The organism is Candidatus Methylacidiphilum fumarolicum, from assembly GCF_949774925.1.
GTDB classification, from domain to species: Bacteria; Verrucomicrobiota; Verrucomicrobiia; order Methylacidiphilales; family Methylacidiphilaceae; genus Methylacidiphilum; species Methylacidiphilum fumarolicum.
The window spans coordinates 551,926-574,525 of the sequence record NZ_OX458932.1 but is presented as its reverse complement, the minus strand read 5'-3'; the positions used below and the strand labels follow the sequence as shown (position 1 = coordinate 574,525).

Annotated in this window: 27 protein-coding genes; 3 read left to right on the top strand and 24 right to left on the bottom strand. The window is 42.0% G+C overall.

The window, feature by feature from the left end; all coding sequences use genetic code 11:
• Positions 1–58 precede the first annotated feature (58 nt).
• The gene (locus QOL44_RS02500) at positions 59–754 is read left to right on the top strand and encodes a lipid-binding SYLF domain-containing protein (RefSeq protein WP_009060094.1); all 696 of its coding nucleotides are present in this window, start codon (positions 59–61) and stop codon (positions 752–754) included.
• A 552-nt stretch (positions 755–1,306) separates the two neighbouring features.
• On the opposite strand, the gene QOL44_RS02495 is transcribed toward QOL44_RS02500, so the two are convergent.
• The 11 genes from QOL44_RS02495 to erpA all read right to left on the bottom strand — a co-directional run bounded on the left by QOL44_RS02495 (position 1,307) and on the right by erpA (position 8,899).
• On the bottom strand, positions 1,307–1,591 hold the full coding sequence (locus QOL44_RS02495; RefSeq protein ID WP_009060096.1) for a ferredoxin family protein: 285 nt from the start codon (positions 1,589–1,591) through the stop codon (positions 1,307–1,309).
• Positions 1,588–2,886, bottom strand: a complete 1,299-nt coding sequence (locus QOL44_RS02490) for an FAD-dependent oxidoreductase (protein ID WP_009060097.1) — start codon at positions 2,884–2,886, stop codon at positions 1,588–1,590. The genes QOL44_RS02495 and QOL44_RS02490 overlap by 4 nt, the downstream gene beginning before the upstream one ends.
• Complete coding sequence (locus tag QOL44_RS02485; RefSeq protein ID WP_009060099.1) at positions 2,883–4,007, bottom strand: electron transfer flavoprotein subunit alpha/FixB family protein; 1,125 nt, start codon at positions 4,005–4,007, stop codon at positions 2,883–2,885. The genes QOL44_RS02490 and QOL44_RS02485 overlap by 4 nt, the downstream gene beginning before the upstream one ends.
• 82 nt (positions 4,008–4,089) lie before the next feature.
• Positions 4,090–4,929: an electron transfer flavoprotein subunit beta/FixA family protein gene (locus tag QOL44_RS02480; RefSeq protein ID WP_009060101.1), complete on the bottom strand. Its 840-nt coding sequence runs from the start codon at positions 4,927–4,929 to the stop codon at positions 4,090–4,092.
• Positions 4,930–4,941: 12 nt separating this feature from the next.
• On the bottom strand, positions 4,942–5,334 hold the full coding sequence (gene nifW, locus QOL44_RS02475) for a nitrogenase-stabilizing/protective protein NifW (protein ID WP_228343237.1): 393 nt from the start codon (positions 5,332–5,334) through the stop codon (positions 4,942–4,944).
• A 127-nt stretch (positions 5,335–5,461) separates the two neighbouring features.
• Positions 5,462–6,334, bottom strand: a complete 873-nt coding sequence (locus QOL44_RS02470) for an SIR2 family NAD-dependent protein deacylase (RefSeq protein ID WP_009060105.1) — start codon at positions 6,332–6,334, stop codon at positions 5,462–5,464.
• Positions 6,324–6,548: a hypothetical protein gene (locus QOL44_RS02465; RefSeq protein ID WP_009060107.1), complete on the bottom strand. Its 225-nt coding sequence runs from the start codon at positions 6,546–6,548 to the stop codon at positions 6,324–6,326. Before QOL44_RS02465 ends, QOL44_RS02470 begins: the two co-directional genes overlap by 11 nt.
• 13 nt (positions 6,549–6,561) lie before the next feature.
• Positions 6,562–7,710 (bottom strand): DegT/DnrJ/EryC1/StrS family aminotransferase, encoded by a 1,149-nt coding sequence (locus QOL44_RS02460; RefSeq protein ID WP_009060109.1) that lies wholly within the window; start codon positions 7,708–7,710, stop codon positions 6,562–6,564.
• 33 nt (positions 7,711–7,743) lie between these two features.
• On the bottom strand, positions 7,744–7,953 hold the full coding sequence (nifT, locus tag QOL44_RS02455) for a putative nitrogen fixation protein NifT (RefSeq protein ID WP_009060111.1): 210 nt from the start codon (positions 7,951–7,953) through the stop codon (positions 7,744–7,746).
• Between the two features lie 186 nt (positions 7,954–8,139).
• A complete protein-coding gene (locus QOL44_RS02450) occupies positions 8,140–8,553 on the bottom strand; it encodes a HesB/IscA family protein (RefSeq protein ID WP_166791420.1) in 414 nt (137 codons plus the stop codon).
• Positions 8,498–8,899: an iron-sulfur cluster insertion protein ErpA gene (erpA, locus tag QOL44_RS02445; protein WP_009060113.1), complete on the bottom strand. Its 402-nt coding sequence runs from the start codon at positions 8,897–8,899 to the stop codon at positions 8,498–8,500. Before erpA ends, QOL44_RS02450 begins: the two co-directional genes overlap by 56 nt.
• Positions 8,900–9,063: 164 nt before the next feature.
• Here erpA and nifA point away from each other — a divergent pair, with 164 nt between their 5' ends.
• On the top strand, positions 9,064–10,653 hold the full coding sequence (gene nifA, locus QOL44_RS02440; protein ID WP_009060115.1) for a nif-specific transcriptional activator NifA: 1,590 nt from the start codon (positions 9,064–9,066) through the stop codon (positions 10,651–10,653).
• A gap of 395 nt (positions 10,654–11,048) precedes the next feature.
• On the opposite strand, the gene QOL44_RS02435 is transcribed toward nifA, so the two are convergent.
• The 9 genes from QOL44_RS02435 to nifB all read right to left on the bottom strand — a co-directional run bounded on the left by QOL44_RS02435 (position 11,049) and on the right by nifB (position 17,552).
• A complete protein-coding gene (locus tag QOL44_RS02435) occupies positions 11,049–11,906 on the bottom strand; it encodes a sulfurtransferase (RefSeq protein WP_009060116.1) in 858 nt (285 codons plus the stop codon).
• Between the two features lie 34 nt (positions 11,907–11,940).
• Complete coding sequence (locus QOL44_RS02430) at positions 11,941–12,504, bottom strand: nitrogen fixation protein NifQ (RefSeq protein ID WP_228343238.1); 564 nt, start codon at positions 12,502–12,504, stop codon at positions 11,941–11,943.
• Positions 12,505–12,576: 72 nt separating this feature from the next.
• The gene (locus QOL44_RS02425) at positions 12,577–13,743 is read right to left on the bottom strand and encodes a cysteine desulfurase family protein (protein WP_009060118.1); all 1,167 of its coding nucleotides are present in this window, start codon (positions 13,741–13,743) and stop codon (positions 12,577–12,579) included.
• On the bottom strand, positions 13,718–13,999 hold the full coding sequence (locus QOL44_RS02420) for a nitrogen fixation protein NifZ (protein ID WP_009060119.1): 282 nt from the start codon (positions 13,997–13,999) through the stop codon (positions 13,718–13,720). Before QOL44_RS02420 ends, QOL44_RS02425 begins: the two co-directional genes overlap by 26 nt.
• Entirely contained in the window at positions 13,977–14,798 is an 822-nt protein-coding gene (locus QOL44_RS02415) for a 4Fe4S-binding leucine-rich repeat protein (protein WP_009060120.1), read from the bottom strand. Before QOL44_RS02415 ends, QOL44_RS02420 begins: the two co-directional genes overlap by 23 nt.
• Positions 14,795–15,286, bottom strand: coding sequence for a hypothetical protein (locus tag QOL44_RS02410; protein WP_153300109.1), 492 nt, complete (start codon positions 15,284–15,286; stop codon positions 14,795–14,797). The genes QOL44_RS02415 and QOL44_RS02410 overlap by 4 nt, the downstream gene beginning before the upstream one ends.
• 100 nt (positions 15,287–15,386) lie before the next feature.
• Positions 15,387–15,728, bottom strand: coding sequence for a HesB/IscA family protein (locus QOL44_RS02405; RefSeq protein ID WP_009060122.1), 342 nt, complete (start codon positions 15,726–15,728; stop codon positions 15,387–15,389).
• A gap of 2 nt (positions 15,729–15,730) precedes the next feature.
• Complete coding sequence (locus QOL44_RS02400; protein WP_009060123.1) at positions 15,731–15,955, bottom strand: YfhL family 4Fe-4S dicluster ferredoxin; 225 nt, start codon at positions 15,953–15,955, stop codon at positions 15,731–15,733.
• A 28-nt stretch (positions 15,956–15,983) separates the two neighbouring features.
• On the bottom strand, positions 15,984–17,552 hold the full coding sequence (gene nifB / locus QOL44_RS02395) for a nitrogenase cofactor biosynthesis protein NifB (protein WP_009060124.1): 1,569 nt from the start codon (positions 17,550–17,552) through the stop codon (positions 15,984–15,986).
• A gap of 354 nt (positions 17,553–17,906) precedes the next feature.
• On the opposite strand from nifB, the gene merA reads away from it, so the two are divergent.
• Positions 17,907–19,559 (top strand): mercury(II) reductase, encoded by a 1,653-nt coding sequence (gene merA, locus QOL44_RS02390; RefSeq protein ID WP_009060125.1) that lies wholly within the window; start codon positions 17,907–17,909, stop codon positions 19,557–19,559.
• Positions 19,560–19,685: 126 nt separating this feature from the next.
• Here the strand turns inward: merA and QOL44_RS02385 are convergent, their stop codons facing one another.
• The 4 genes from QOL44_RS02385 to nifX form a co-directional block, all read right to left on the bottom strand.
• Positions 19,686–20,105, bottom strand: coding sequence for a MerR family transcriptional regulator (locus tag QOL44_RS02385; RefSeq protein ID WP_009060127.1), 420 nt, complete (start codon positions 20,103–20,105; stop codon positions 19,686–19,688).
• 126 nt (positions 20,106–20,231) lie between these two features.
• On the bottom strand, positions 20,232–20,810 hold the full coding sequence (locus QOL44_RS02380; RefSeq protein WP_009060129.1) for an inorganic diphosphatase: 579 nt from the start codon (positions 20,808–20,810) through the stop codon (positions 20,232–20,234).
• A 914-nt stretch (positions 20,811–21,724) separates the two neighbouring features.
• A complete protein-coding gene (locus QOL44_RS02375; protein WP_009060134.1) occupies positions 21,725–22,195 on the bottom strand; it encodes a NifX-associated nitrogen fixation protein in 471 nt (156 codons plus the stop codon).
• Between the two features lie 4 nt (positions 22,196–22,199).
• Positions 22,200–22,598, bottom strand: coding sequence for a nitrogen fixation protein NifX (nifX, locus tag QOL44_RS02370; RefSeq protein WP_009060136.1), 399 nt, complete (start codon positions 22,596–22,598; stop codon positions 22,200–22,202).
• Positions 22,599–22,600: the final 2 nt, after the last annotated feature.

The window sequence follows — 22,600 nt, the reverse complement described above, 5'->3', positions numbered from 1 at the left end:
TCTACTCATTATACTATTAAAAAAATTAAAAAAAAGGAATTATCGAGGAGGAATTTATATGAAACTTTTTTCAATAGGCAATAGAGGAGTTATCCATGCTAGCCTGTTTTTGTTACTAAGCTTGTTTTTTTCGACAGCACCAGCTTGGGCATCATGGGATTTTCAACGAACCATTGACCATTCTACCGCTGTCATTAAAGAATTCAAAAGAGATCCCAAAAACGGGATTCCTCAATCTGTTTTCAACAATGCGAAGGGCATTGCCGTGCTAAGGGTTTCGGAAGCGGGTTTTATTTTTAGCGGAGAAAGTGGCCATGGGTTAGTTGTCGCTAGGAAAGGAAACAGTTGGACCGCTCCTTCAGCCATTTCAGCCTCTGGTATGGGCTTTGGACTGCAAGCAGGAGGTGAAACATCCCATTATGTTATTATTATGAACACCAAAAAGGCGGTCAACACCTTTGCTAAGGGTGGGAAATTTAAACTAAAAGGGGAAATGGAAGGAGTTGCTGGACCAACCACCGAATCTGAACACAAGCCCAAATCTCATATATATGTTTATAAAAGGAGTAAAGGATTCTTTGGAGGACTTGCCTTAAGCGGTCTTGATATAGCAGAATCTAAAGACACTAACAAAAGATATTACCACAAAGATCTTACTGCTTCAGAAATTCTGAGTGGAAAGGTTGCCGTGCCACAAGGAGCCAAAAAACTGATCAATGCTCTCAATGCTCCTTATTCTCATAAAAAAGGATAAGTTATTATCTTGAGAAGTTCTGTTCTTAAAAACAAACTCGGGGCTTACTTACGCCTGACCCGAGTTTTTTTTTAGCTTGGTTTTGTAACGGGATGACTCGGGATTGCCAAGGCTGTTTCATTCTCCGGGGAAAGCGGGATAAAATTAGCGTGTTATCTTGGCTATCCAAAATGACACCCCTCCTGAGCCTGGAGTCGTCCACCTCAGAACAATCCTCCTCATCGGGATTCCAAACAAGCGGTAGCTCGCTATTATGGGTTAAGCTCTCCAAAAGCATCGCATGCCGTCAGTTCTGCGGCGTGGTGGTTTGCCAGTGGACCTACCCGGACTGTGGAACCCTCCAGGACCGGGACGTGAATGCAGACAAGAATCCCTTAGCGTATGGCTTGGCAGTACAAGGCAGGTCTACGGCGAGTTCTGATGGATCTGAAGCCTATAGAGGGGAAGGTTCTAGCCGTCGTCGCAAGACGGCGGTAAAACTGGCCTCGATGAGGCAGGAAGTCATCTTTGTTTCGGCTGACGAGCTGAAATGAGTAAGTCTAACAGAACGGCTCATCCAAACTTATAGAGGATCCCAAAGCCACCTCTAGGATATTCCCATTGGATATTTTTATGCTCCATGCAGATGATCTGACAAGTTCCACACTCCAGACAGCCGTCAGTAATCAATGTCACCTCCTCCGTCTCATTCTTCCTATAGCAGCCGGCTGGACAAAGCACAGTACAACTTTTGTCATAACAGAGTGTGCAGGTTTCTCGATTCTTTATTTTAATATGAGGCCTGCCTTCATCCACTCGATAGCGATTCTGGTAGAGTTTTTCCTCAATCTGAATCATCTTGTAGCCCTCCATAGCTGAATTGCGTCTTGAAGAATACCTGAAACCGATCTTTTCTTTAGGATATTTTTGATCGTCTCTTTTTCCTTCGTTCTCTTATCTACTCCATCCACTTTAAGAAGAGAGAACAGAGAATCATTCATAATTTCTGGATAGGTGGTCAAGAAATGCCGATTTTTTCCAATCAAAGCATGAAAATTCTTGTACTTCCTGAGGTCCTTCAGGACAAAACTCTTTTCGAGTTTTTCTTTATAGAGAGCCAAATTCTCCTTATTAAACCTTCCTTTTTTCTTTTTAATTTCAATGACCGTTTCGGCAGCCAACCTCCCTGATTCCATAGCCAGATTCGATCCTTCTCTATGAATAGAATTAACAAACATGGCTGCATCACCAACAACCATCCAGCCTTCACCATAAATTTGTGGCATTGCATGATATCCTCCCTCTGGTATCAAATGGGCCGAATATTCTTTAGCCTCTCCTCCAACGATCAATGGTTTGACTGCTGGATGGTTTTTCAAAGACTCTAGAAGTTCAAACGGTGGGATTTTCTCTTTCTTTAAATCAGCCAATAAACAACCAATCCCAATGGATATAGATTCTTTATTGGTATAAAGAAAAGCTGTACCGAGCATTCCTCGAGTGATAGAACCTAGCATTTCAATAGCAACCCCTTGATTGTCTACTAGGCCAAAACGGTTCTCTAAAATTTCTTGGGGAATAAAAATGGTTTCCTTTACTCCAAGAGCAACTTCTTTGGGCACTATCTCTTTTCTGAACCCCGCTTTTCTTGCGAGCATAGAATTAACCCCATCCGCCAGTATCACCACTTCCCCATAGAGCTCTCCATCTTCTCTGTCTGTTCTTACTCCAATTACCCGCTCCTTTTCTTTAATCAGATCAAGCACCGTCGTCTCACAAATCAAAAGCACTCCAGCTTCTTGTGCTTTTTTCGAAAACCATCTGTCAAATGGCGCACGCAAAATAGTATACCTATCGGCATTGTCCCAATTCAATGCAGCTGTCCGGTGGGTGGTCCCAACATAGGCATCTTTGTCAATAATCCATACCCGTTGTTCGGCAAGAAAACGCTCAAGTGGGGCATCCATACGAAATTCTGGAATAATTTTCTCCAGAGAATTGGCATACAACACTGCTCCTTGCACATTCTTAGAGCCGGGATATTCCCCACGCTCCAACTGGATCACATTGAGTCCATTGCTAGCTAATGTATAGGCTGCAGCCGTGCCTCCTGGTCCAGCACCAACAACGATACAATCGTATTTTTCTTTCATAGCTCTTCAGCCTTTCCAACCCCTTGTTTCTTTAGACAGTCGTACTTTAAGGAAATTTTATTTTTCACAACCCGGATCATAGCAGGAATAACTTCAAGAAAATCTCCAACAATGCCAATATCTGCATAGTCAAAAATTGGAGCGTTCGGATCATTATTAATAGCAACAATCGTTCCTGCCTTTTCAATTCCTACCCGGTGCTGAACGGCACCAGAAATTCCTACAGCTATATAGACTTTTGGCCTTATGGTCTTGCCCGTTTGCCCTATTTGCCTTTCGGCTTCCAACCAACCAGCTTGAACAACCGGTCTTGTGCCTCCCACTTCCCCACCTAATAGCATAGCCAGTTCTCTTAAAAGAGAAAAATGGCTTGCCTGTTTTAATCCCCTTCCCCCTCCAATCACAACATCAGCCTGGGACAGTCTCTCAGACGCTTTGTATGGATCAGGAATAAAGCCTAAGACTTTCGTAACAAAGCTTGCTTCATTAAACTGTAGCTGTTCCCTTATAATCATTCCCTTCCTGTCGGTATTAGGTAAAGGGATAGGGAAGACTCCAGGTCTTACCGTAGCCATTTGTGGCCTGTAATTAAGGGTTAAAATTGTACAAAGAAGACTACCTCCAAAAGTCGGTCTTGTTGCTTCTAAGCTACGATTTTCTAGGTTTATAGTCAGCTCGGTGCAGTCAGCAGTCAGTCCCGTTTCAAGGAACGTAGCCACACTGCTAGCTAAATCTCTACTCAAAGAGGTAGCCCCAAGCAGAAGAATTTCCGGTTTATATTTTTTGACCAATTGCACCAAGCATTCTGTAAACGGATCGCTGCGATAATCAGCAAGAGAGGGATCAACAACTTGATAGACGATATCCGCACCATAAGCAATAGCATCCTTACTGATTGTATCGACCACTTCCTGGTTGCCACCAAAGACAACTGCGCCTACATCGACCCCTAAAAATTTAGCTAAAACGCAAGCTTTCCCTAATAGTTCCCAACTCACAGGATGTACCTTTGCCTCTTCCTGTTCGATAAAGACCCAGATGCCTCTGTATTCAGAAAGTCTTGGATCTAGACTAACCTTCTTTCTTTTCTGATTTTTTGGTTTCTCCTCAATCTCACTCATAGCCTCATCTTTATTGCACTGTTTAGGTCTTCTAAAGCCGCAGTACGCCTTTGGCCCCTCTTCTTTCTTTCCCTTTCTTTGGCTACCGAACTTGTTGAAGGACTTCTTTTTCCACTTCTGGATATTTTTCGAAAAGCTTTTCTATTAGGATAGAGCACAGCAGCTCTGGCTCATCCCCTTCAATCATTTCCGCTGGACCTCTCGTATTTTGCGGAGCAAATACCTTGCCTACCACCGTCGGGGATCCCTTAAGACCAATCTTTGATATATCTTCAATCCCTGCATCCATCCTATTCCAAATCTTTACAGGGGCTTTAGCAGCACGAATCATATTGGGCAAGGAGGCATATCGGATAGAGCTGTTGCCATCAAGAATCGTCATCAAACAGGGTAATTGTGACGAGACAACCTGAATGCCCTTTTCACTTTTTCGGTGTACCAAAACCTTCTTTTTTTCATAATCGATATGCTTGATTTCTTGAACATAGGTCAATAGCTGCAATCCAAGTCGTCTAGCCACCCCTGGGCCAACCTGTCCTGTATCCCCATCAATTGTTTGCTTGCCAGCAAAAACGATATCGATTTTCCGGTAGGAATCGATTTTTCTTAACGCCGCTGCCAACGCATAAGAAGTGGCGAGTGTATCGGACCCCGCAAAGGCCCTATCCGACAAAAGGATCGCCTCATCGGCTCCATAAGAAAGGGCTTTTCTCAACGCTGCCTCTGCCTGTAAAGGCCCCATGGAAAGAACCGTCAAAAAGCTGCCATAGACATCCTTCAATTCCAAAGCTTTCTCAAGAGCAAACAGATCATATGGATTTAGGATTGCCGGTACACCTTGACGCATAATCGTTCCTGTCTGAGGATGGACTCTAATCTGGCTTGAGTCTGGAACTTGTTTTACAAGAATGACTACATGCATAAAAACAACTCTTTATTGTGTTTTCCTTTTGAGTTTCTCCTTCCCTACCAATGTATCAATGGATACGAATTGAATAGCTTTCTGTGGCGGAGGATTCCCCTGCTCTTTAAATACTTTAAAAACCTTTTCATTCTGGGCATTAGAATGGACAAAATCTTCGTAGGCCCTAGCAAGGAGTTCAGCATAAGACTGCTTGATCTCCTCATCCGTTTTCGAAGAGATATCTAAAGAAGCCGCAGCTATATAATCATGAAATCTTTGCAGGATATGGAGTCTATAGACCCTAAGCACTCTTAGATCATAGGGGACCTCAAACAATTTAAAGAAATCTTCGGCTGCTTCGAGTTTTTCCATCTGTTTCAAAATAGCTTCAGCCATTGCACTTCCTGTTCTTTCTGAGTTCATTTTAGCAGTTATCATGCCAAGAGTTTCTTTCTGGATTTCTCTCTGGGAGAAAACTTGGCATGCGAACAAGACCTTTCATTTCTGTTAATTTTCTTACATTTTAGCCTAGGTCTGGATATTTACCCCATTATGACAAAGGCAAAGCAAAAGAGGGGGAAGCAAAAAGTTTACGAGCAAAAACATCCAGGGGTAGATCTAGCTGTTTTATGTTTTGTTCAACAAGAAACCGCTTTTCGTTTTTTGTTAGTGGACTAGTAAGAACTGCCCAGTGGACAGCAGAAGATCTTTTAATAATCTGCCTGGCCCATGTCCTTTCGATTTGGCTTTGGAATCGGCAACCTAAAAAAAGAAAATGCTTATCTTTTCTTAATTCCTTTATCAGATCGGGAATAGGAGTCTGGATGTCTATCTCTGTCAAGACTTCAACATAGTCTGAATCAGATATTATGAAATTTTTTTGAGGCTTTACTGAGCCTATTGGCTTGTAGAGGACAGTTTGCCATGCAAAGGCAGCTTCCATTCCAACCTCCCTATCTTCCCAATCGTAGGCTTTTACCCAGTTCCCAGGGTATTCTGCCTGACTTACTCCTTGAATCTGTCCCCAAGATTGCCTTTCTTCTTTCAAAGCAACGCTAAAAGAAGCATCATACCAAACATCCACCACCAGGGGAAGTTGGGGGATTCGAGCCAACCATCGTTGCAGATCGTTTGGTTCCAAATCAGCATCAAATATCTGGCTTAAAAGAGTTTTTAATGTTTTTCTATGCCTATAATTTTCAATGTACTGGCTGGCACTCCAAAGGTTTTTTCTTATTCTGGAAGGGACCGCAACCAATGCAGCTAGGCTTTCAGCAAGCATTTCAGGACTTTGAGGAACAGATTCTGCGTTCTTGCTAAATCCTAAAATACCCGGTCCTAGGAATGGAACGACTTTTCCTAATGCAATAAATGCTACAATCTCTTCCAGATCCCTTTCAACTTTGTTCGTTTCATTTTCCATCGGTTTCCTTTTCCTTTTTCAGCTTTTCTAAATATTCCATCGAAAGCCTGAAAATACCTCTCCCACCAGACAAGGCTTGGAATTTATCCCCAGCTTTTCCCCAAAGAAAATAAAACCAGTCTTGTGCGGATACATTGAAAGGTCTTTCAGAAATCTCCCTTACCCCACCATCAGGCCCAAATCGCACATGAATTATAACAGGTCGTTCATCCATAGTAGCTCTCTTTTCAGTAAATAGCGGCTCCCGCCCCTACATTCAGGGAAGCATCCTTAAGGGTCTTGACAATACAAGCAACTTGTTCAAAATCTAGCAGCCCATAGAATGGCAAAGCGATGGTTCTATCGGCTACTCGTTCGCTCATCGGCAACATCCCTTTATGGACCCCACTTTCCATTGCCCAACTAGAGATATGTAAAGGATAACAATAAGGAAAAGCTTCTATATTCTCCCGTTTTAGATCTTCAATAATAGCATCTCTGCTTGATCGGGAAAACCTTGTACCCAAATGCACAACATAAGAAAACCAATGGACCTCCGTAGCTTCTGGTGAAACATAGGGATCTTTTATTCCTTCAAAACCACCGAGAAGCTGCGTATAAAATGCTTCTACATCCTTTCTTTTTTGTAAAATACTATCGATCCTGTTCAATTGAGCTAAACCAAGAGCAGCTTCTAGATTACTCATCGAACAACCTAAAGAAGGGAGTCTTGATTTGACAACTGATTTTCTTTCCTCAGCCGTTCTCTCCCTCATCATTCTAAGGTGAAAGGCTAGCTCTTCTGAATCCGTCACCACCATGGCTCCTCTGCCTGTCACAAGAGCTGAAGGTTGTGAAAAATCGAAAATCGATAGGATGCCAAAGGAACCGACGACTTTCCCTTGATAAACCGATCCAATCGATTCGGTTGCATCCTCTATCAGATAGAGAGAATTTTCCTTTGCTATTTTTTCTAGTTCGGACCAATTGGCAGGATGACCATTAGGGTTCAACCCAATGAGCGCTTTGGTCTTTGGGCTCAGAGCTTTTACTACTTTTGCTGGATCAATGGCCATAGACCAATAATCGATGTCCACATACTTCGGGGTAAGCTCTGCCCACAGCAGAACCTGACCAAGGTCGCGCCAAGATGCGGCAGAAAGAATAACTTCACTCCCTTTCTTTAAGCCAAGTGCCTTTAAAGACAGCAAAAAAGCAACTTTAGAACTGCAAAAACTGACACCAAATTTTCTGTTAACATACTGGGCAAAACTTCTTTCAAATAATTCTATTTCGGATCCTTCGCTAAGCTCATTTGAGCTAAGGATCCGATACAACACTTCCAACTCCTGATTGGTCATGTCAGGATCTGAAAACTTTATTGGTTTTGCCTTCATTATTTTTTCTCAAGAAATACAACGTCCAATGAGTTAGCCTTCAATTTTTCGTGCTTCCAGGGTTATAGGCAATTTTGTATCAGGAGGCATTTCGGGCAGAAGAAATTTCATCCCATTGGCAAGTGTAACAACCCCTCCAAACAACTCTTTTTTGTCAGAGCTGATGATCGGTTCCTCCAAATCTTTTTTTGCGATATAAATCGTTATTTCACCAGCTTCCTTCTTTCTTAGCATGATTTTCATCGGTAGAAGATTTCTTAGTTTTTTGATAGCAAGGAAGATGCCAACTTAAACAAGAGGAAAAAAACTTTTAAATCTCTCCATTAAGGAACAAACACCTACACTCAACCACAACCTTAAGCTTGACTCAGTCTCTTTTAGCTAAGGAATTGCGATTGTCGAAAAACAAACAATTTTGTTTTCCTCGTCTCACTTAGCAACACTGAAACTTTCTCCACAACCACAACTTCCTGTCGCCTTCGGATTATTAAAAACGAACCGTTCCTTAAAAGGATCCTTAATATAATCAAGCACAAGCCCATCCAGCAGTTTAAAAGATTCCTTATCCACCACTAGTTTTCCCCCAGGAAAATCCCACACCGTATCGTCCGATTCAATCTGCCGAACATAATCCATCTGATACGAAAAACCAGCACAGCCTGAACGCACTACTGCCAGTCTTAAGGCAACAAAATCTTTTTTGCCTAACAACGCCTTCGCTAGCTTTTCCTGGGCTCTTTGAGTTATGGAAATAGCCATGTCAATCGCCTCGCTTTTTTGTTTGATCTTATGGAGTACAATTTGCTGAAAATGAAGATCCGCAGCTGCAGGTAGATCCCGCATTTGGATTATGTATAACAAAACGGGCTCCCTCGAGATTTTCTTCATAATCGATCTGTGCACCTCGCAAGTACATATGACTCTGTGGATCGATCACAAGAGAAACTCCCCCCATTTCATAAAGGATATCCCCTTCTTCGATCTCTCGATCAAAGGCAAAATTATATTGGTAGCCTGAGCAGCCGCCTCCAGTAATAAAAATTCTTAGCTTGAGTTCTTTGTCCTGTTCTTCCTCAATTAAAGATTTTATTTTTTGTACGGCGGCTTCTGTTAGTTCAATACTCTGCCTTTGGTCGTTAGATACATTTTCCAAAAGATCCTGAGCACTTTTTTCCGAAGTTCCTTTCATATGTTCTCCTTTTTCTTTTTTTGAGCAGGAATCATGCCAAAAGTTCCTATGCGAATGGACTTGCGTGTCTAAAAATGAGTAACCTTGATTGAGCAATTATGACAATTTATTTGGCACAGCCTTTGCTTTAAAAAAAGAAAGCTCTCCAATCGGATCCAAGAATCATGAAAAAAAATGGTGAATTGGTTGCCATCTATGAAATCAGTAAAATACTGGCTTCTTCGCATTCTCAATTAGAAAAGTTATTAAGAGAATCTTTAAAAATTTTAAGTTTAAATCTAAAATTACTTAGAACGGTAATATTCATTAAAGAAGCTCAAACTCCTAAGATTTTAGCCTCTTATGGAATATTTGATCCCCAGGAGCATATTTCATTTTACCAATCCTTTATTGAACAGATCTTTAAAAATGGGTTTCCTGTCGTCATTCCAGATCTCTATGCAGAGCTTTACTCCAACGAGGAAATCAAGCCCAATGAGTGCTCAGAAAACCCTCTTTCTCTTTTTTGCATCCCAATCCGATCCGAAAGAGAATGTTTAGGCGTTCTGGTTTGTGAAAGAAAAAGGGAATCAGCGCTTGATTCCCTTTCAGAAACTACTCAAATTCTTAGTTTAGCTGCTAATCTTTTTGGGCAAAAAATAAAACTCTGCATGGACGGCTCCTTGTCTCAAGAGACTCAAGAGAGGTCAGAAGCTAGTTCCTATCGTTTAAAACATGACTCATTTAAGACAAGAACTGCCAACGGAGTCATAGGGCAGAGCAAGCAGATGCAAGCCGTACTAGATCTTGTCTATCATGTGGCTCCCTCTCGTTCTACTGTTTTGCTCCGTGGAGAAAGCGGCACAGGAAAAGAGGTGATTGCCAGAACAATTCATTATCTCAGTCCTAGAAAAGAGGGGCCTTTTATTAAAGTAAACTGTTCTGCTCTGCCAGAAACCCTGCTTGAATCAGAACTTTTCGGTCATGAAAAAGGAGCTTTTACTGGCGCCCTTTTCGAAAGAAAAGGTCGGTTCGAACTGGCCCATGGCGGCACCTTATTCCTGGACGAAATAGGGGATATATCACCGGCTGTTCAAGTGAAACTGCTACGGGTCCTTCAAGAAAGAGAATTTGAAAGAGTGGGAGGGAACAAAACGATTCGAGTGGATGTTAGAGTCATTACGGCCACGAACAAAAATCTTGAAGATGCTGTGCTTAAAGGAGAGTTTCGAGCCGATCTTTATTTTCGGATAAATGTGGTTTCTATCTTTCTGCCGCCTTTACGAGAGCGAAAAGAAGATATTCCCCTGTTGGCCGAGCATATTTTGAATAAAATCGGGAAGGATTTGAATAGAAAATTAAAAATTACTCCGGAAGCCCTTAATCTTTTAATCAATTGTCATTGGCCCGGGAATGTAAGGGAATTAGAAAATTGTCTGGAAAGAGCCGCAACCAATTCAAAGAATAACTGGATTGAAGAAGTGGACGTTGCCTGCCGTAGAAACCAATGTTCCTCTCCCATTTTATGGAAAAAAGATTTACATGTAGTCTCCACCCCCATCATCTCTTCCACCGAAGAGACTTTTCACAAAGAAGAAACCCATAGACCTTCTTTTTACAGTCCATTGGTATCTGACGATCCTAAGGAAAAAATCATTCAAGCAATGGAAAAATGTGGTTGGGTACAAGCTAAAGCCGCACGTCTACTAAACATTACCCCTAGACAGCTCGGTTATGCTCTGAAAAAATACGGAATAGCAATCAAAAAATTCTAAATAGAGAAAGGTTCGTTTGCTTGCAGATAAAGGAAGATAAAGGTACCTGCTACAATTGACATGACCATTATACTGCCAAAAGATGCCTTCCTTCCTCACTAACAGGCAAATCAGCGCCTTGGGGCAGTTCTAGCATCAAAACTCATTGTATGTGACCTCCTCCCACCTTTAAAAGAGTGGGCTTCCTCTTTCACCGAAGGAAACCTACACGAATAGCAGGGTTACTCCCCAGTATCCGTGCAGCGGTCTCCTTCTCCAGAGGCGTTAGTTCGGACCGGTCCAGCCCTACGGCCTGATGTTATACCACAACCATTAGACATTTGCAACTTAATGAAGCCACCTCTCATCCCACTCTTAAAAGTGTGGGCTTTCCCGGCGTTCACTCGTAAAGAGACTCAGCGCTCTATTGGAGCTCCCACCTTGTTCCCCCATTCCGTCCAGGAACCGTCATAATTTTTTACATTTTTATGACCCAATAAATACTTCAATACAAACCAGGTATGGCTAGAACGTTCGCCTATGCGACAATACACGACTGTTTCTTTTTCAGGATCTAAGCCAGCCTGTTTTTCATAAATGTCACGCAGCTCAGCAATAGATTTAAATGTGCCGTCTTCTTTTACAGCCGTTTTCCAAGGCACACTTTTGGCCCCTGGAATGTGACCTCCACGTAGCACCCCTTCTTGTGGATATTCAGGCATATGAAGAAGCTCTCCAGAGTATTCCCCTGGGCTGCGTACATCAATCAGCGGACCCTTTGTCTTTAAATAATCGAGTACGCCGTTATAAAAGATCCGAATTTCTTCATCCATTCTTTTGGAGGGGACTGGATAATGAGTCTTTTCAAAAGAAGGTTTTTCTTTCGTTAGCGGAAGACCAAGTTTAATCCATTTGTCTCGGCCCCCATTAAGGATTTTCGAGTTTTTATGACCAAACAATTCAAAGGCCCACAGCGCATAACAAGCCCACCAGTTAGATTTGTCCCCATAAAATATACAGGTCGTATTAGGAGTTATGCCATTACGGGAACAAAGTTCAGCAAACTTTTCCGCAGAAATGTAATCACGAATGATTGGGTCTTGCAAATCCTTGCGCCAATCGATATGTACGGCACCCGGAATATGTCCCGTATCATAAAGCAACACGTCTTCGTTGCTTTCAATAATCCGGATATCCGGAGCAAGAGAATTTAAATTTTGCGCAAGCCATTCTATTTCTACTATCTTATCCTCAAACACATAACCAGTACTCATAAGTCACTTCCTTTCTATAGTATTGCGTTGTTTCTCATTCTGGACCATAACAAAGCGGTCTATCCGTACAATCTTTACAATTTGGAGCCTTACATACGAAGATTCCCTCTTCTTCGCATAATTTCCTATAAAAAAATTTCTTCCAGCGCATATCTTCCCTATTGGAGCTGTAAAGAGGTAGGAAAAAAGCTTCTAAGATTGTCCCAAGCTCCTTTCTACTCTCTAAGCCAAGATCCTGCCAAAGATGATTATCTCCCAGAGAGGCCGTTGCAAGGAGATGGGCTATCCACAGGGATAGCTCCCCAAAATAATTGCGGTAACGAAGAAACAATTGAACAAGCATTTTGTGTTCTTCGTAGAGCTCTAGATAAGTCCCTAAATTGCCATCCCTAGAACAAATCAGACTCATTTCAAAAAAAACTGCCATTTTTGATAGTTCTTCTTTTGACAAACCTAGACCAGGAATGAATGGATCACTATTTGCAGAACCAAATTTCCACAGGACATAACCAACGCTCTTCTTCAAAAGTCCCAGAAGATTGTAAGGAATATCACAGTCTTTCTTTTTTAAAGGTTGATTTTGTAGACATGTATCCATCGTCATAAACTTCTTCCAAATAATGAGCATTTATTATGCCATTTATAGGGAACATTAAAGGCTGCTCTTTTTTCACTTCACTGCGTTACAGAAAGCTTCTACTCTAAAAAAAGAGAAAAGGGCTTGAAGAAAAATTTCGATTTCTTCTTGGGTCGTTTCAAAACCCAGAGAAATTCTTAAAGCCGAAGAGGCTTCTTTTCGATCAAATCCCATAGCTAAAAGCACATGCGAAGGTTCTTGGCTGCCGCTCATACAAGCTGAGCCTGTAGAAACAGCAATCCCTTTCTGGTCAAGATAATTCAATAGCTCTTCTGAGTCGGTTCCAGAAAAAATGATGTTAGATGTATTCCAAATTCGACTTTTATTTTTTGCCACAATAACAATCCCAGGCAATTCCTGTTCAATTTTTTGTTCCATCCAGTCACGTAATTTTTGGATCCGACCACTCTCCCGCATTATCTTTGATTCTGCAAGTTCACAGGCTTTCGCCATCCCCACAATACCAGCAACATTTTCCGTTCCTCCTCTCCTATTTCTTTCCTGATGTCCAGGAATCAAAGGAGCAAGAGAAACTCCCTTTCTTACATAAAGCCCCCCAATGCCCTTCGGCCCATAGCATTTATGGGCAGAAAATGAAAACAAATCTACTCCAAGCTCTGCTAGATGGATCTTTATTTTACCCACGACCTGAGCACCATCCACATGAAAAAGTATCCCTTTGGCTTTGGCTATCCGGCTGATCTGTTCAATAGGAAAAAGAACCCCTGTTTCATTATTAGCCCACAGCAGGCTAAGAATCCCAACAGAGCTATCCAGCGATTTTTCCAGTTGTTCAAGATTAAGCGAGCCATCTCTTTCAACAGGCAGGATAGTAAACTGGACACCTTCTTTTTCTAAGAGCTTCATAAGACTGAAAACGGCCGGATGTTCAACAGCGGAAATTACAATTTTATTTTTGTGCGCTGCTGCCAACAAAGCACCTCTTAAGGCCAATCCAATGCTTTCTGTACACCCGCTTGTAAAAATGATTTCTTCAGTCCTTGTTCCAAGAAACTGTGCAATTTTCTTTCGGCAATCAAACAGAGCCTCTTTGGCTTCCTTGCCTTCTCGATGACTGCTTGAAGGATTACCGAATTTTTCTCTTAGCCAGGGAAGCATCGCCTCATATACTTCCTCTACAAGCGGGGTAGTGGCATTGTAATCTAAATAGACCCTATCCCTCTTTGTTACCGTCTTCATCGACTCTTTCTAATTCTTCGGCTTTCATTCCAACCAGATAGCCTCTTTCAATAAAATCAACCCCATAGATATAGTATTTTTGAAGAAATGTCCCGATACTGCTGACATAACCAATTTCCCCTTTTTTAACCAAAATTTCTCCTATCTCTTTTCCAGGAAATGTTCCATCATTGCGAATATTTTTTCTACTTCTAACCTTTTGGCCAAACTCAAATACAGGCGGGCCATCAAGCTCATTGATGTCCTTCTCCTTCATCGTCTTTCTTTTTTCCCCATCCTTTTTTCAACTGATTATTTTGTGTTTGTCCATAGAGCTCTTCCATTCGAAGCTTAGCAAATTCTCTCACAAAGGAATCCTGGTCTTGACAAAAGATTTGTAAAGAACCAGGATGAATTCTCCGCACCACTTCAAATCTTACTTTCCAGCTAGGATCATTGATAAACCGTATCAATTCATTCGAGTCTAGTCTAGAGACAACGGTTAGCCTGACTTCTTCGTTCAAATCATTGGCAAGGATGTTCAATCCCTCTTCCCCTATTCTCTTGGCAACCTCAATCCGTACGGCAGCTTCAGGATCTGAAACCATAAAAATCAACCATTCGACCGGAATTTTTCTAGCAACTATCTGCCTGACATAATAATCAGGATCAATCAGCATCGGGACAAGATCCATCCCCTCCAATAATCCAGCCGCCCTAATCCGCACATCCCGGCTCTTATCAAAACGCAATCGGAGGAGAAACTTTTTGGGCACATAGTAGGCAGCGCTCATTCTGACAGTATCGTCGGGATCCATCGACATCCGGATTTGATGATGACCATCGACATGCCTCAGAGCAATTGCCCGAATTTCAAAATAGGGATGCATTAAATAACTAGTAGCCAGGGTGGGATTTCTTTCGAAGAAGCGTTCAATTCTTTTCGCATACCTATCCTGAATACATGCTTCCCCCTTCTTACATTTGCCCTTAGATTTTAATTCCTTATGAGGGCATTGGGTGCAGTCAACCGGCTTCCCTTCCCAATCTAAACATTCTTTCGAAAGATCTTTCACTGATTGTCCTCTCCTTTGAGGATAGACGCTAGCCTACTAGCACCTATTTGACTTTTTACATCAATCCTGGTTAATAGTTGGAGCATTTTTAAGCTTTCCTCTATGTTGCCCACTCGCCCAAGCAGATAGGCCACAGCATGAAAAGCTCTTAAGTAGAGATCGACTAGAGGATTGTCAGCGCTTTTGAGCATTTCAATCTGCTCTTCAGTCAATTCCATCCAGTTTTCATTTATCCTCAATTTTTTTGCAGTTTCCTCCATACACAATCTCCCCCAATATATAGACTGCAACATATCACTCTGATAAAAGTAAAAACGGTAGAAGCCGATCAGAACGGTAATATGCTTTCCAGCCTTCTCAAAGGCCTTATACAAATGAAAAAGTACTTTTTCTTTGTTGGGATATGCTCTTGCAGCCTCTTTAAGCTCCCTAGCAGCCTCCTCCACCAGCTCTCCCCAATAATCTTCTGGAATACCATAAGCATCCATATCAGTTGAGCAGCAGCTTCGCATACGATTTCCTTGCTTTTGGCCTGTGCCTCTTTCCTTTGATGTCTTTCATTCAGATAAAACTCAACCATACGGGATCTTATCCATTGGAATGATCTGGAGGCAGAGAGGAACAGCCACAGCTATTATTATTTTTTCTTCCTGATAGCACAATCAGTCTAGTCTCGGTGGGAGTCTCAATAAAATGGACAATGGCTTCTTCAAAGTAAGGAAGACATTCTTTTGGAATAAACAGCCTAACGCCATCCTCCCATATGGTATCCGATTGCTGCGGCTCCTCGACAACGCTAAAATCCGTAGTAAATCCTGAGCAGCCTCCTTCTCCAACAATCAATCGCATGCCCGCGCTTTTTGTTCCTCCACACATCCGGATCATCCGGCTAATAAATTGTTTTGCCTTGGGTGTAATTGATATTTTCATGGTTATTTTTTGGCTTTGTATCGTGGGCGACTTTTATCAATCACACAGGTATTGTCTACTGGACAGACAGATACGCATTGCGGTTCATCAAAAAAACCTATACATTCTGTGCATTTTTCTGGATCTATGGCAAAAATGCCTTCTTTTTCATAGATAGCGCCATTTGGGCACTCCGGTTCACAAGCAGAACATCCTGTACATTGGGATGCAACGATCTTATATGCCATACTTTTTTCTCCTTTTTGTTCATCAGTTTTAATTCAAAGTCACTAATGCCCCCTGTCGAATCAGAGCATCTTCTTTTTTGGTTGGATGAATCAATCCAGCATTGACCTTGCTAAGATATTCTTTGAAATAACTCAGAGCGGCCTTTTCGATATATTCATAAGCAAACCTGTCAACGGTCTCTATGCCAGCTTTCTCCAAAGCTTCTTTCGGACAAGATCCTATTTTTGCCACAAACACAGCAACACAATCCCTTATCGCCCGAATAACGGTTTCAAGCGCATCCTCTTCTCCATACCCACCCTGGCAATAGAGGTCGACTCTCCGATGACCGATGAATTTCGAGCCTTTCGTACTAAGCTCATAAATTTGAAATTCTTTAGCATGCCCAAAATGTTCGTTGATTTTGCCCCCACCTTTTGTGGCTACAGCAACCAAAATCTTAAGTTCACTATTTTCTTTAGCTATTTCTTTTAATTCCTTTTCTCTTTCCGCCACTCTCTTTTGCCTCTCCTGCTCCACTTGCATTTTGTAGGCATTTCTCGTTTCCATATCGTAATTCACCTCAATAGAGGCGATCTTCTCTTTGGTAAATTCACTACTCCTATCTTCCCCAAGCAATCCCACCGCATCGGCGCGGCATTGCCTGCAATGCCTCATCATGTTCATCTGCCCTTCACATTTGTCCTGCAGAGCTTTCAATTCCTGTGCTGTTGGCCCTCTCTGTCCTGTCAACCCAAAGTATGTTCCATGCTCAGGGGCCGAAATAAGGGGCATGATATTATGGAGAAAAGCTCCACGAGATTTCACAGCTTTATTAACCTCTATTAGGTGTTCATCGTTAATCCCTGGGATCATCACGGAATTGATCTTGCAAAGGATCTTTTCAGCCGTAAGCATCTCTAATCCTTCTAACTGCCTTTCCGAAAGAATCTTCGCTGCCTCTTTCCCTTTATACCTTTTATGTTTATAAAACACCCAGGGATAAATTTTCTCCCCCACCTCTGGATCTATCATATTGATCGTAATGGTTACATGATCCACATTGAAATCCTTGATTCGTTTCACATACTCTGGTAATGCTAGACCATTGGTTGAGAGACAAAGCTTTATGTCTGGAGCTTTCTTTGCTACAAGCTCAAAAGTTTTAAATGTCTTATCCGGATTAGCTAAAGGATCTCCTGGACCCGCTATCCCAAGAACAGTCATCTGAGGAATGAGAGAGGCAACAGCCAAAACCTTCTTAGCTGCTTCTTCTGGGGTAAGCCTTTCGCTTACCACCCCTGGTCGGCTTTCATTCGCACAGTCATACTTTCTGTTACAATAATTGCACTGAATATTACATGCCGGTGCCACAGCCACATGCATTCGCGCATAATAATGGTGCGCTTCTTCGCTATAACAGGGATGATTTTTTACTTTTTCCCAAATTTCCTCTGGAAGATCTCCTGCCCCCGCTCCAGAACCACAACTCGATTTTCCGCTGCCTCCCTTCGAACCGCATCCTTGATGCTGAATAGTGGAAGTAACGGAAAGTCCCAAGGATTTCAAACGCTGAAAATTCTTTGCTTTCGGAGTTTGTGTCAAAGCAGCAGTCATCGAGTACCTCCTTTATTGTTTTTTTAAAGCATTCGAGCAAAAGCTGTGCCAATTCTTCTCCTTGATTGAGCCAACCTTTCTTTGTCTTTTCCTTCATTGATGTTGCTTGCCAACCCATTTCATCGATTCTAAAGAATCATTGGTTCAGTTCTCATAGAAGAAGCCTCGTGTAAGAATTGGTACAAAAGCTGGTAGGAATGTTGTGATAAAACACACACTCAGTCGGCTAAATTGTAGGATTTGGCATTATAAATTTGTTTTAATTTCCACATTACAAATTCCGTTGACTCTGGACTATAGTCCAACCCTTAGATTGTCTACAAAAGAGCAATATGCAGAAGGAGGCTTATTACAGTGAAATCCAATGTTCTTCTCCAGATTGAAGGGATGAAATGCGAAGATTGTGCAACGCATCTTAAAAGAGCCCTTCAAAAACTCCAAGGGATTGAAAGAGTTCTGATTACTGATTGGCGTTCCAAAAGAGCTAGCCTTGTTACTACCCAGCAATGGAACGAGCAGGAAGTCCTACAAACCATCGAAGCATTAGGCTATCAGGGTACTGTCATCGAACGGATGCCAATAGGAATGGACAGCGAAGAGAGGAGCAAAGATTATGACCTTTTGATTGTAGGAGGCGGTTCTGCTGCCTTCGCTGCTGCGATAAAAGCAAGTGAACTAGGAGCGAAGGTTGGGATCGTTGAATCTGGGGTCATTGGAGGCACCTGTGTCAATGTGGGCTGCGTTCCGTCTAAATTCCTTATTCGAGCCGCCGAAGTTTACACAATGGCAAGGAACCCTCGGTTCGCAGGTTTAGGATCGTGTAATATGCCCTTAGACTGGGCAGAATTGATCGATCAAAAAGAGAAATTGGTCAGCCTGTTGCGTATGCAAAAATACATCCATCTTCTGGATGTCTACCCAAATATTTCTCTTATCGAGGGAAAGGCAAGGTTGAGGGCTGGCATCCAACTGATCGTTAATAATAAAACCTATACTTCAAGAAAAATCCTGTTAGCCACTGGTTCCTCTCCATCTATTCCTCCGATTCCTGGGTTAAAAGAAACAGGTTTTCTTGATAGCACCACGGCCTTAAGTGTAAAAACTCTGCCCTCTTCTCTGGCCGTAATTGGCGGAGGAGCTATAGGACTAGAACTTGGACAGATGTTTGCCCGCTTTGGTGTTAGGGTACACATCATCGAGGCCCTACCCTCCATTGCTATGAGCGAAGAACCTGAAATAAGAGAGCAACTTAGCCTATATTTGAAAGAAGAAAGGATTGAACTTTTTACAAACAGTCAGGTTCGCTATGTTGAAAAAACGGGAGAAAATGGCTGTTTTATTTCTATTCAAAACGGGGAAAAAGAAATCGGATTGCGGGTGGAGAAAATTCTAGTGACAACAGGTCGTAGTCCCAACACAGCAGAGTTAGGACTCGAAGAAGTTGGAGTCAAAAAGGGAAGTCGTGGAGAAATTCTTGTTGATTCATTTCTACGTACCACCAATCCAGACATTTATGCCGCTGGAGATTGTGCAGGATTACCGCAGTTTGTTTATGTATCCGCTTTCACAGGAGGAATCGCTGCAGAAAATGCTATTAATGGAGCGAAACGATCCATTGATTTTTCATCTCTACCAAGAGTGACTTTCACCGATCCACAGATCGCAAGTGTAGGCTTAACCGAGGCTCAGGCAAAAAAAGAAGGGTTGAATGTCATTACTTCGATTTTTCCGGTCAAAGAGGTTCCAAAGGCTATTATTTCTTTGGATACTAGGGGATTAATTAAGCTTGTCAGCGAAACAAACACAGGAAAACTTGTCGGGGCCCACGTGCTTGCTGCAGCAGCTGGAGATTTTATTCAGGAGGCCGTTCTTGCTATCCGACATGGATTAACCATACAAGACATAGTGGATGCCTTCCATCCCTATCTAACAATGAGTGAGGCAATAAAACTGGCTGCTCTCTCATTTAAAAAAGATGTCGGACATCTTTCCTGTTGTGCCAGTTAGCAAGGAGCTGATCCTTTTGCTTGCCTATGTTTTTATTGCAGTTCCTAAAAACAGCCTTGGAGAGATGCTTTCGCCGGATTGAGTATGTTTTTAGGAACAGGTTACCTTACAGTTCATTAGGGGTCTTTATGTTTCATGATCTTCCAAAGCCGAAAGAATTGGACAAGGCTCTTCGTTTCGGTTCTTTTGACAACTATTTGCTAAAGTCTCAAGGCTCTCTTTTATTCTTCTTAGATCTTTTATTCTTTTTTCAAGATCTTCTATTTTCAACATCACTTTCTGCAAAACTCTTTGACAGCTCCCTTCTTTAGGTAAAAAAAGAAGTTCTTTGATTTCATTTAAAGATAAACCTAGTTCCTTAGCTCGTTTAATAAAGCTTATCGTTTTTAAAGCATTTTGATCGTAAAGACGGTAACCCGTAAGAGAACGTGCCGGCTTCGGTAGTAAACCTTTCCGTTCATAAAATCGAATGGTTTCCACTCCAACCCCAGCCATATTTGCCACCTTCCCAATGGTCAAAGGTCTATTGATTGTTTTCTGACTCATGCAACAATATAAACCCTAAACTAAACTTTAGGGTCAAAAGAAAGCGGATGAAACACTCTTTTGAACAAACTTTTGGATCGGATCAGAAAAAAATTTTTACTAGAAATGGCTAAGCTAGTATTAATTTCATTTTCCAGTTTCTATCTTCCAATTTCTATACCGTTGCAAAGACTCCTCAATAATTGGGAAGGCTTCCTTAGATGGGAGAAAGTCTTCTACTACCACCTTTTTATGTTCCAATGCCTTGTAATCCTCAAAGAAGCGTCGGATAACCCTCAACTTATGGATGGGAAGCTCATGAATATCGTTCAAATGACTGTATTCCGGATCGCTTGTGAGCACACAAACTATTTTATGATCCAGTTGTCCCTGGTCTTCCATTACCATTAGCCCTATTGTCCGCGCATGCACTAACGTCATGGGTAAGACAGGCTCATCCCCAAGAACCAAAACATCTAAGGGGTCTTTATCTTCTGCCAGTGTTTGAGGAATAAATCCATAGTTGGCCGGATAATAAACGGCTGAATAAAGTACCCTGTCTAAGCGTAAAAGCCCAGTTTCTTTATCCAATTCATATTTATTGGAACTACCTTTTGAGACTTCAATCACTGCATTGAATTGAGAAGGCAGCCCATTTATTCCAGGAGAAACGTCATGCCAGGGATGGGAAACACCCTGTCTGTGATATGTAAAAGAAGGTGTCATAAAAAAGGATTTAAAAAGACTTTGACATCAGATCCCAAGAATTCAAGCAAAAGGCTATAAGAATTTTGTTATCGTTACTTTTTTGTGAGCATAGGATGATACAGTGTTCTCTTGTTAATTTGTTAATAAAGGTATCCTTGAATTAAGATAAAATTTTTTTCTCCATTTTATTTATATAGAGAATGGTCGAAACGATCAAAACCTGTTCTATGTGTTAAAACTATCTCCCCTTCTCTTTAAAAGTCTGGTACCTCCATTCCTCCCATCCAATCGACTGACGCAGTTTTACTCTTCGCTGCTTTACGATTGCCCTTCTGCAAGTCCTTTCACAAGCTAAAAAGGGATGGTAGCTTGCCTTGCTTTCGTCATGTGAAATTTAGAAGCTAACGGCTCTCTTTTTCGTAATACAGAAACAAGCCGCTGCACAGAGTGGAATATCAAGAAAGCAACCCGCTTTGATTCTTCTGCCCATCTCAGACGGCGCTGGATCTTTGGGTTGATCATCGAAAAGGAGGCTAACACCCACTTTTCGATCGCTTCCTAGCCGTCTTTGAGGGCTAGCTCCCACATTCTTGCCTGCAATCCGCTTGGGGCTAGCTTAGCCTTCTGCCATGCGCCTGGAAATCACTCCCGTTCCCCCAAGCTCCATCAGAGGTAAGGGAATTCTTCCTCTTGGAGTTTAGTCCGCTTGCTTCGATCCCCCAGCCGTTCAGTCACCGGTTTGCTCAAGTCCGTTTGGTGGGCGACTCCCTTTGCTGCTGCCTTTTGCAACTGCCAGCTTAGGCTCCGACCGATTAGCGCGTCAAACTTCTTCGGCGAATATAGGTTTGCCATGCCTGTTTATGACTAGATCGGCATCGCAATGGCAATACCTATTCATTACTCCAAAGCTTTATACTGGGAAAAAGGCAATATTATCCTTCGAATCTTGCAGCCTCTGGAAAACGTGAAATCATTTCAATACCAAGGGTAGCGTATTTTGCTCCTGTTTCTCCCAGTTTTTCTAAAGAGGGATAACCGAATCGGTGTACATCACGCAATGTTTTATTGATAACAACCAGCCTTCCTCCAAAAAGAACCACCCTTCCAAAGCCTTCATGATGCATGCTCATCATCGGCACCACAAGAACACCCGTCTTTTTTTCAATTGTTAAGGCGACGGCATTGAAAAATAGTTCTATCCGCCATAGAATGTCAGGATCGGGATCCCCAATAATGGGAATTTCCTTTCTTTTCTGAGCATCAATAATATAATCCTTCAGAAGTTCCTCATTTTTTTTTCCCTCCCAATTTCCATACGTATCCTGAGCACGTAATTGATTGACAAGTTCTGTGAGAAATTCTTTGATAAGCTCTGCGTCTATTTTTTCTTCCTTAAGTTTCATCACACTATTCCTCCTCGAAATTCACAATTTTCTCTCTTCCCTTGTTCATAGCTTTTCTGAGCCAAGGGGGTGGTGTCCCATTTAGAATCTGCTGGAGTTTGACAAGAATATCTTTAATTGGTTCGCAGTTGTTAGACTTTATAGGATGGATCCCTTTAGCTACTACCCTAGCAGCCCCTGATCCACCAATGGCTGCGACATAGAGGATGGAACAATCTTTTATGGCTTCCAACTTGGGTTCTAATTTGTCCTCATTCCCATCCTCTTTTAGTTCTCCATCAAAGCTAACCGTTTGTAGGTGTTGATACCCATCCTGGGAGACTTCATAGATAGCGATATTTTTTGCCCACCCAAAATGAGCATCTACTCGATTCAAATCCTGTGTAGCAAATGCAACTTTCATAA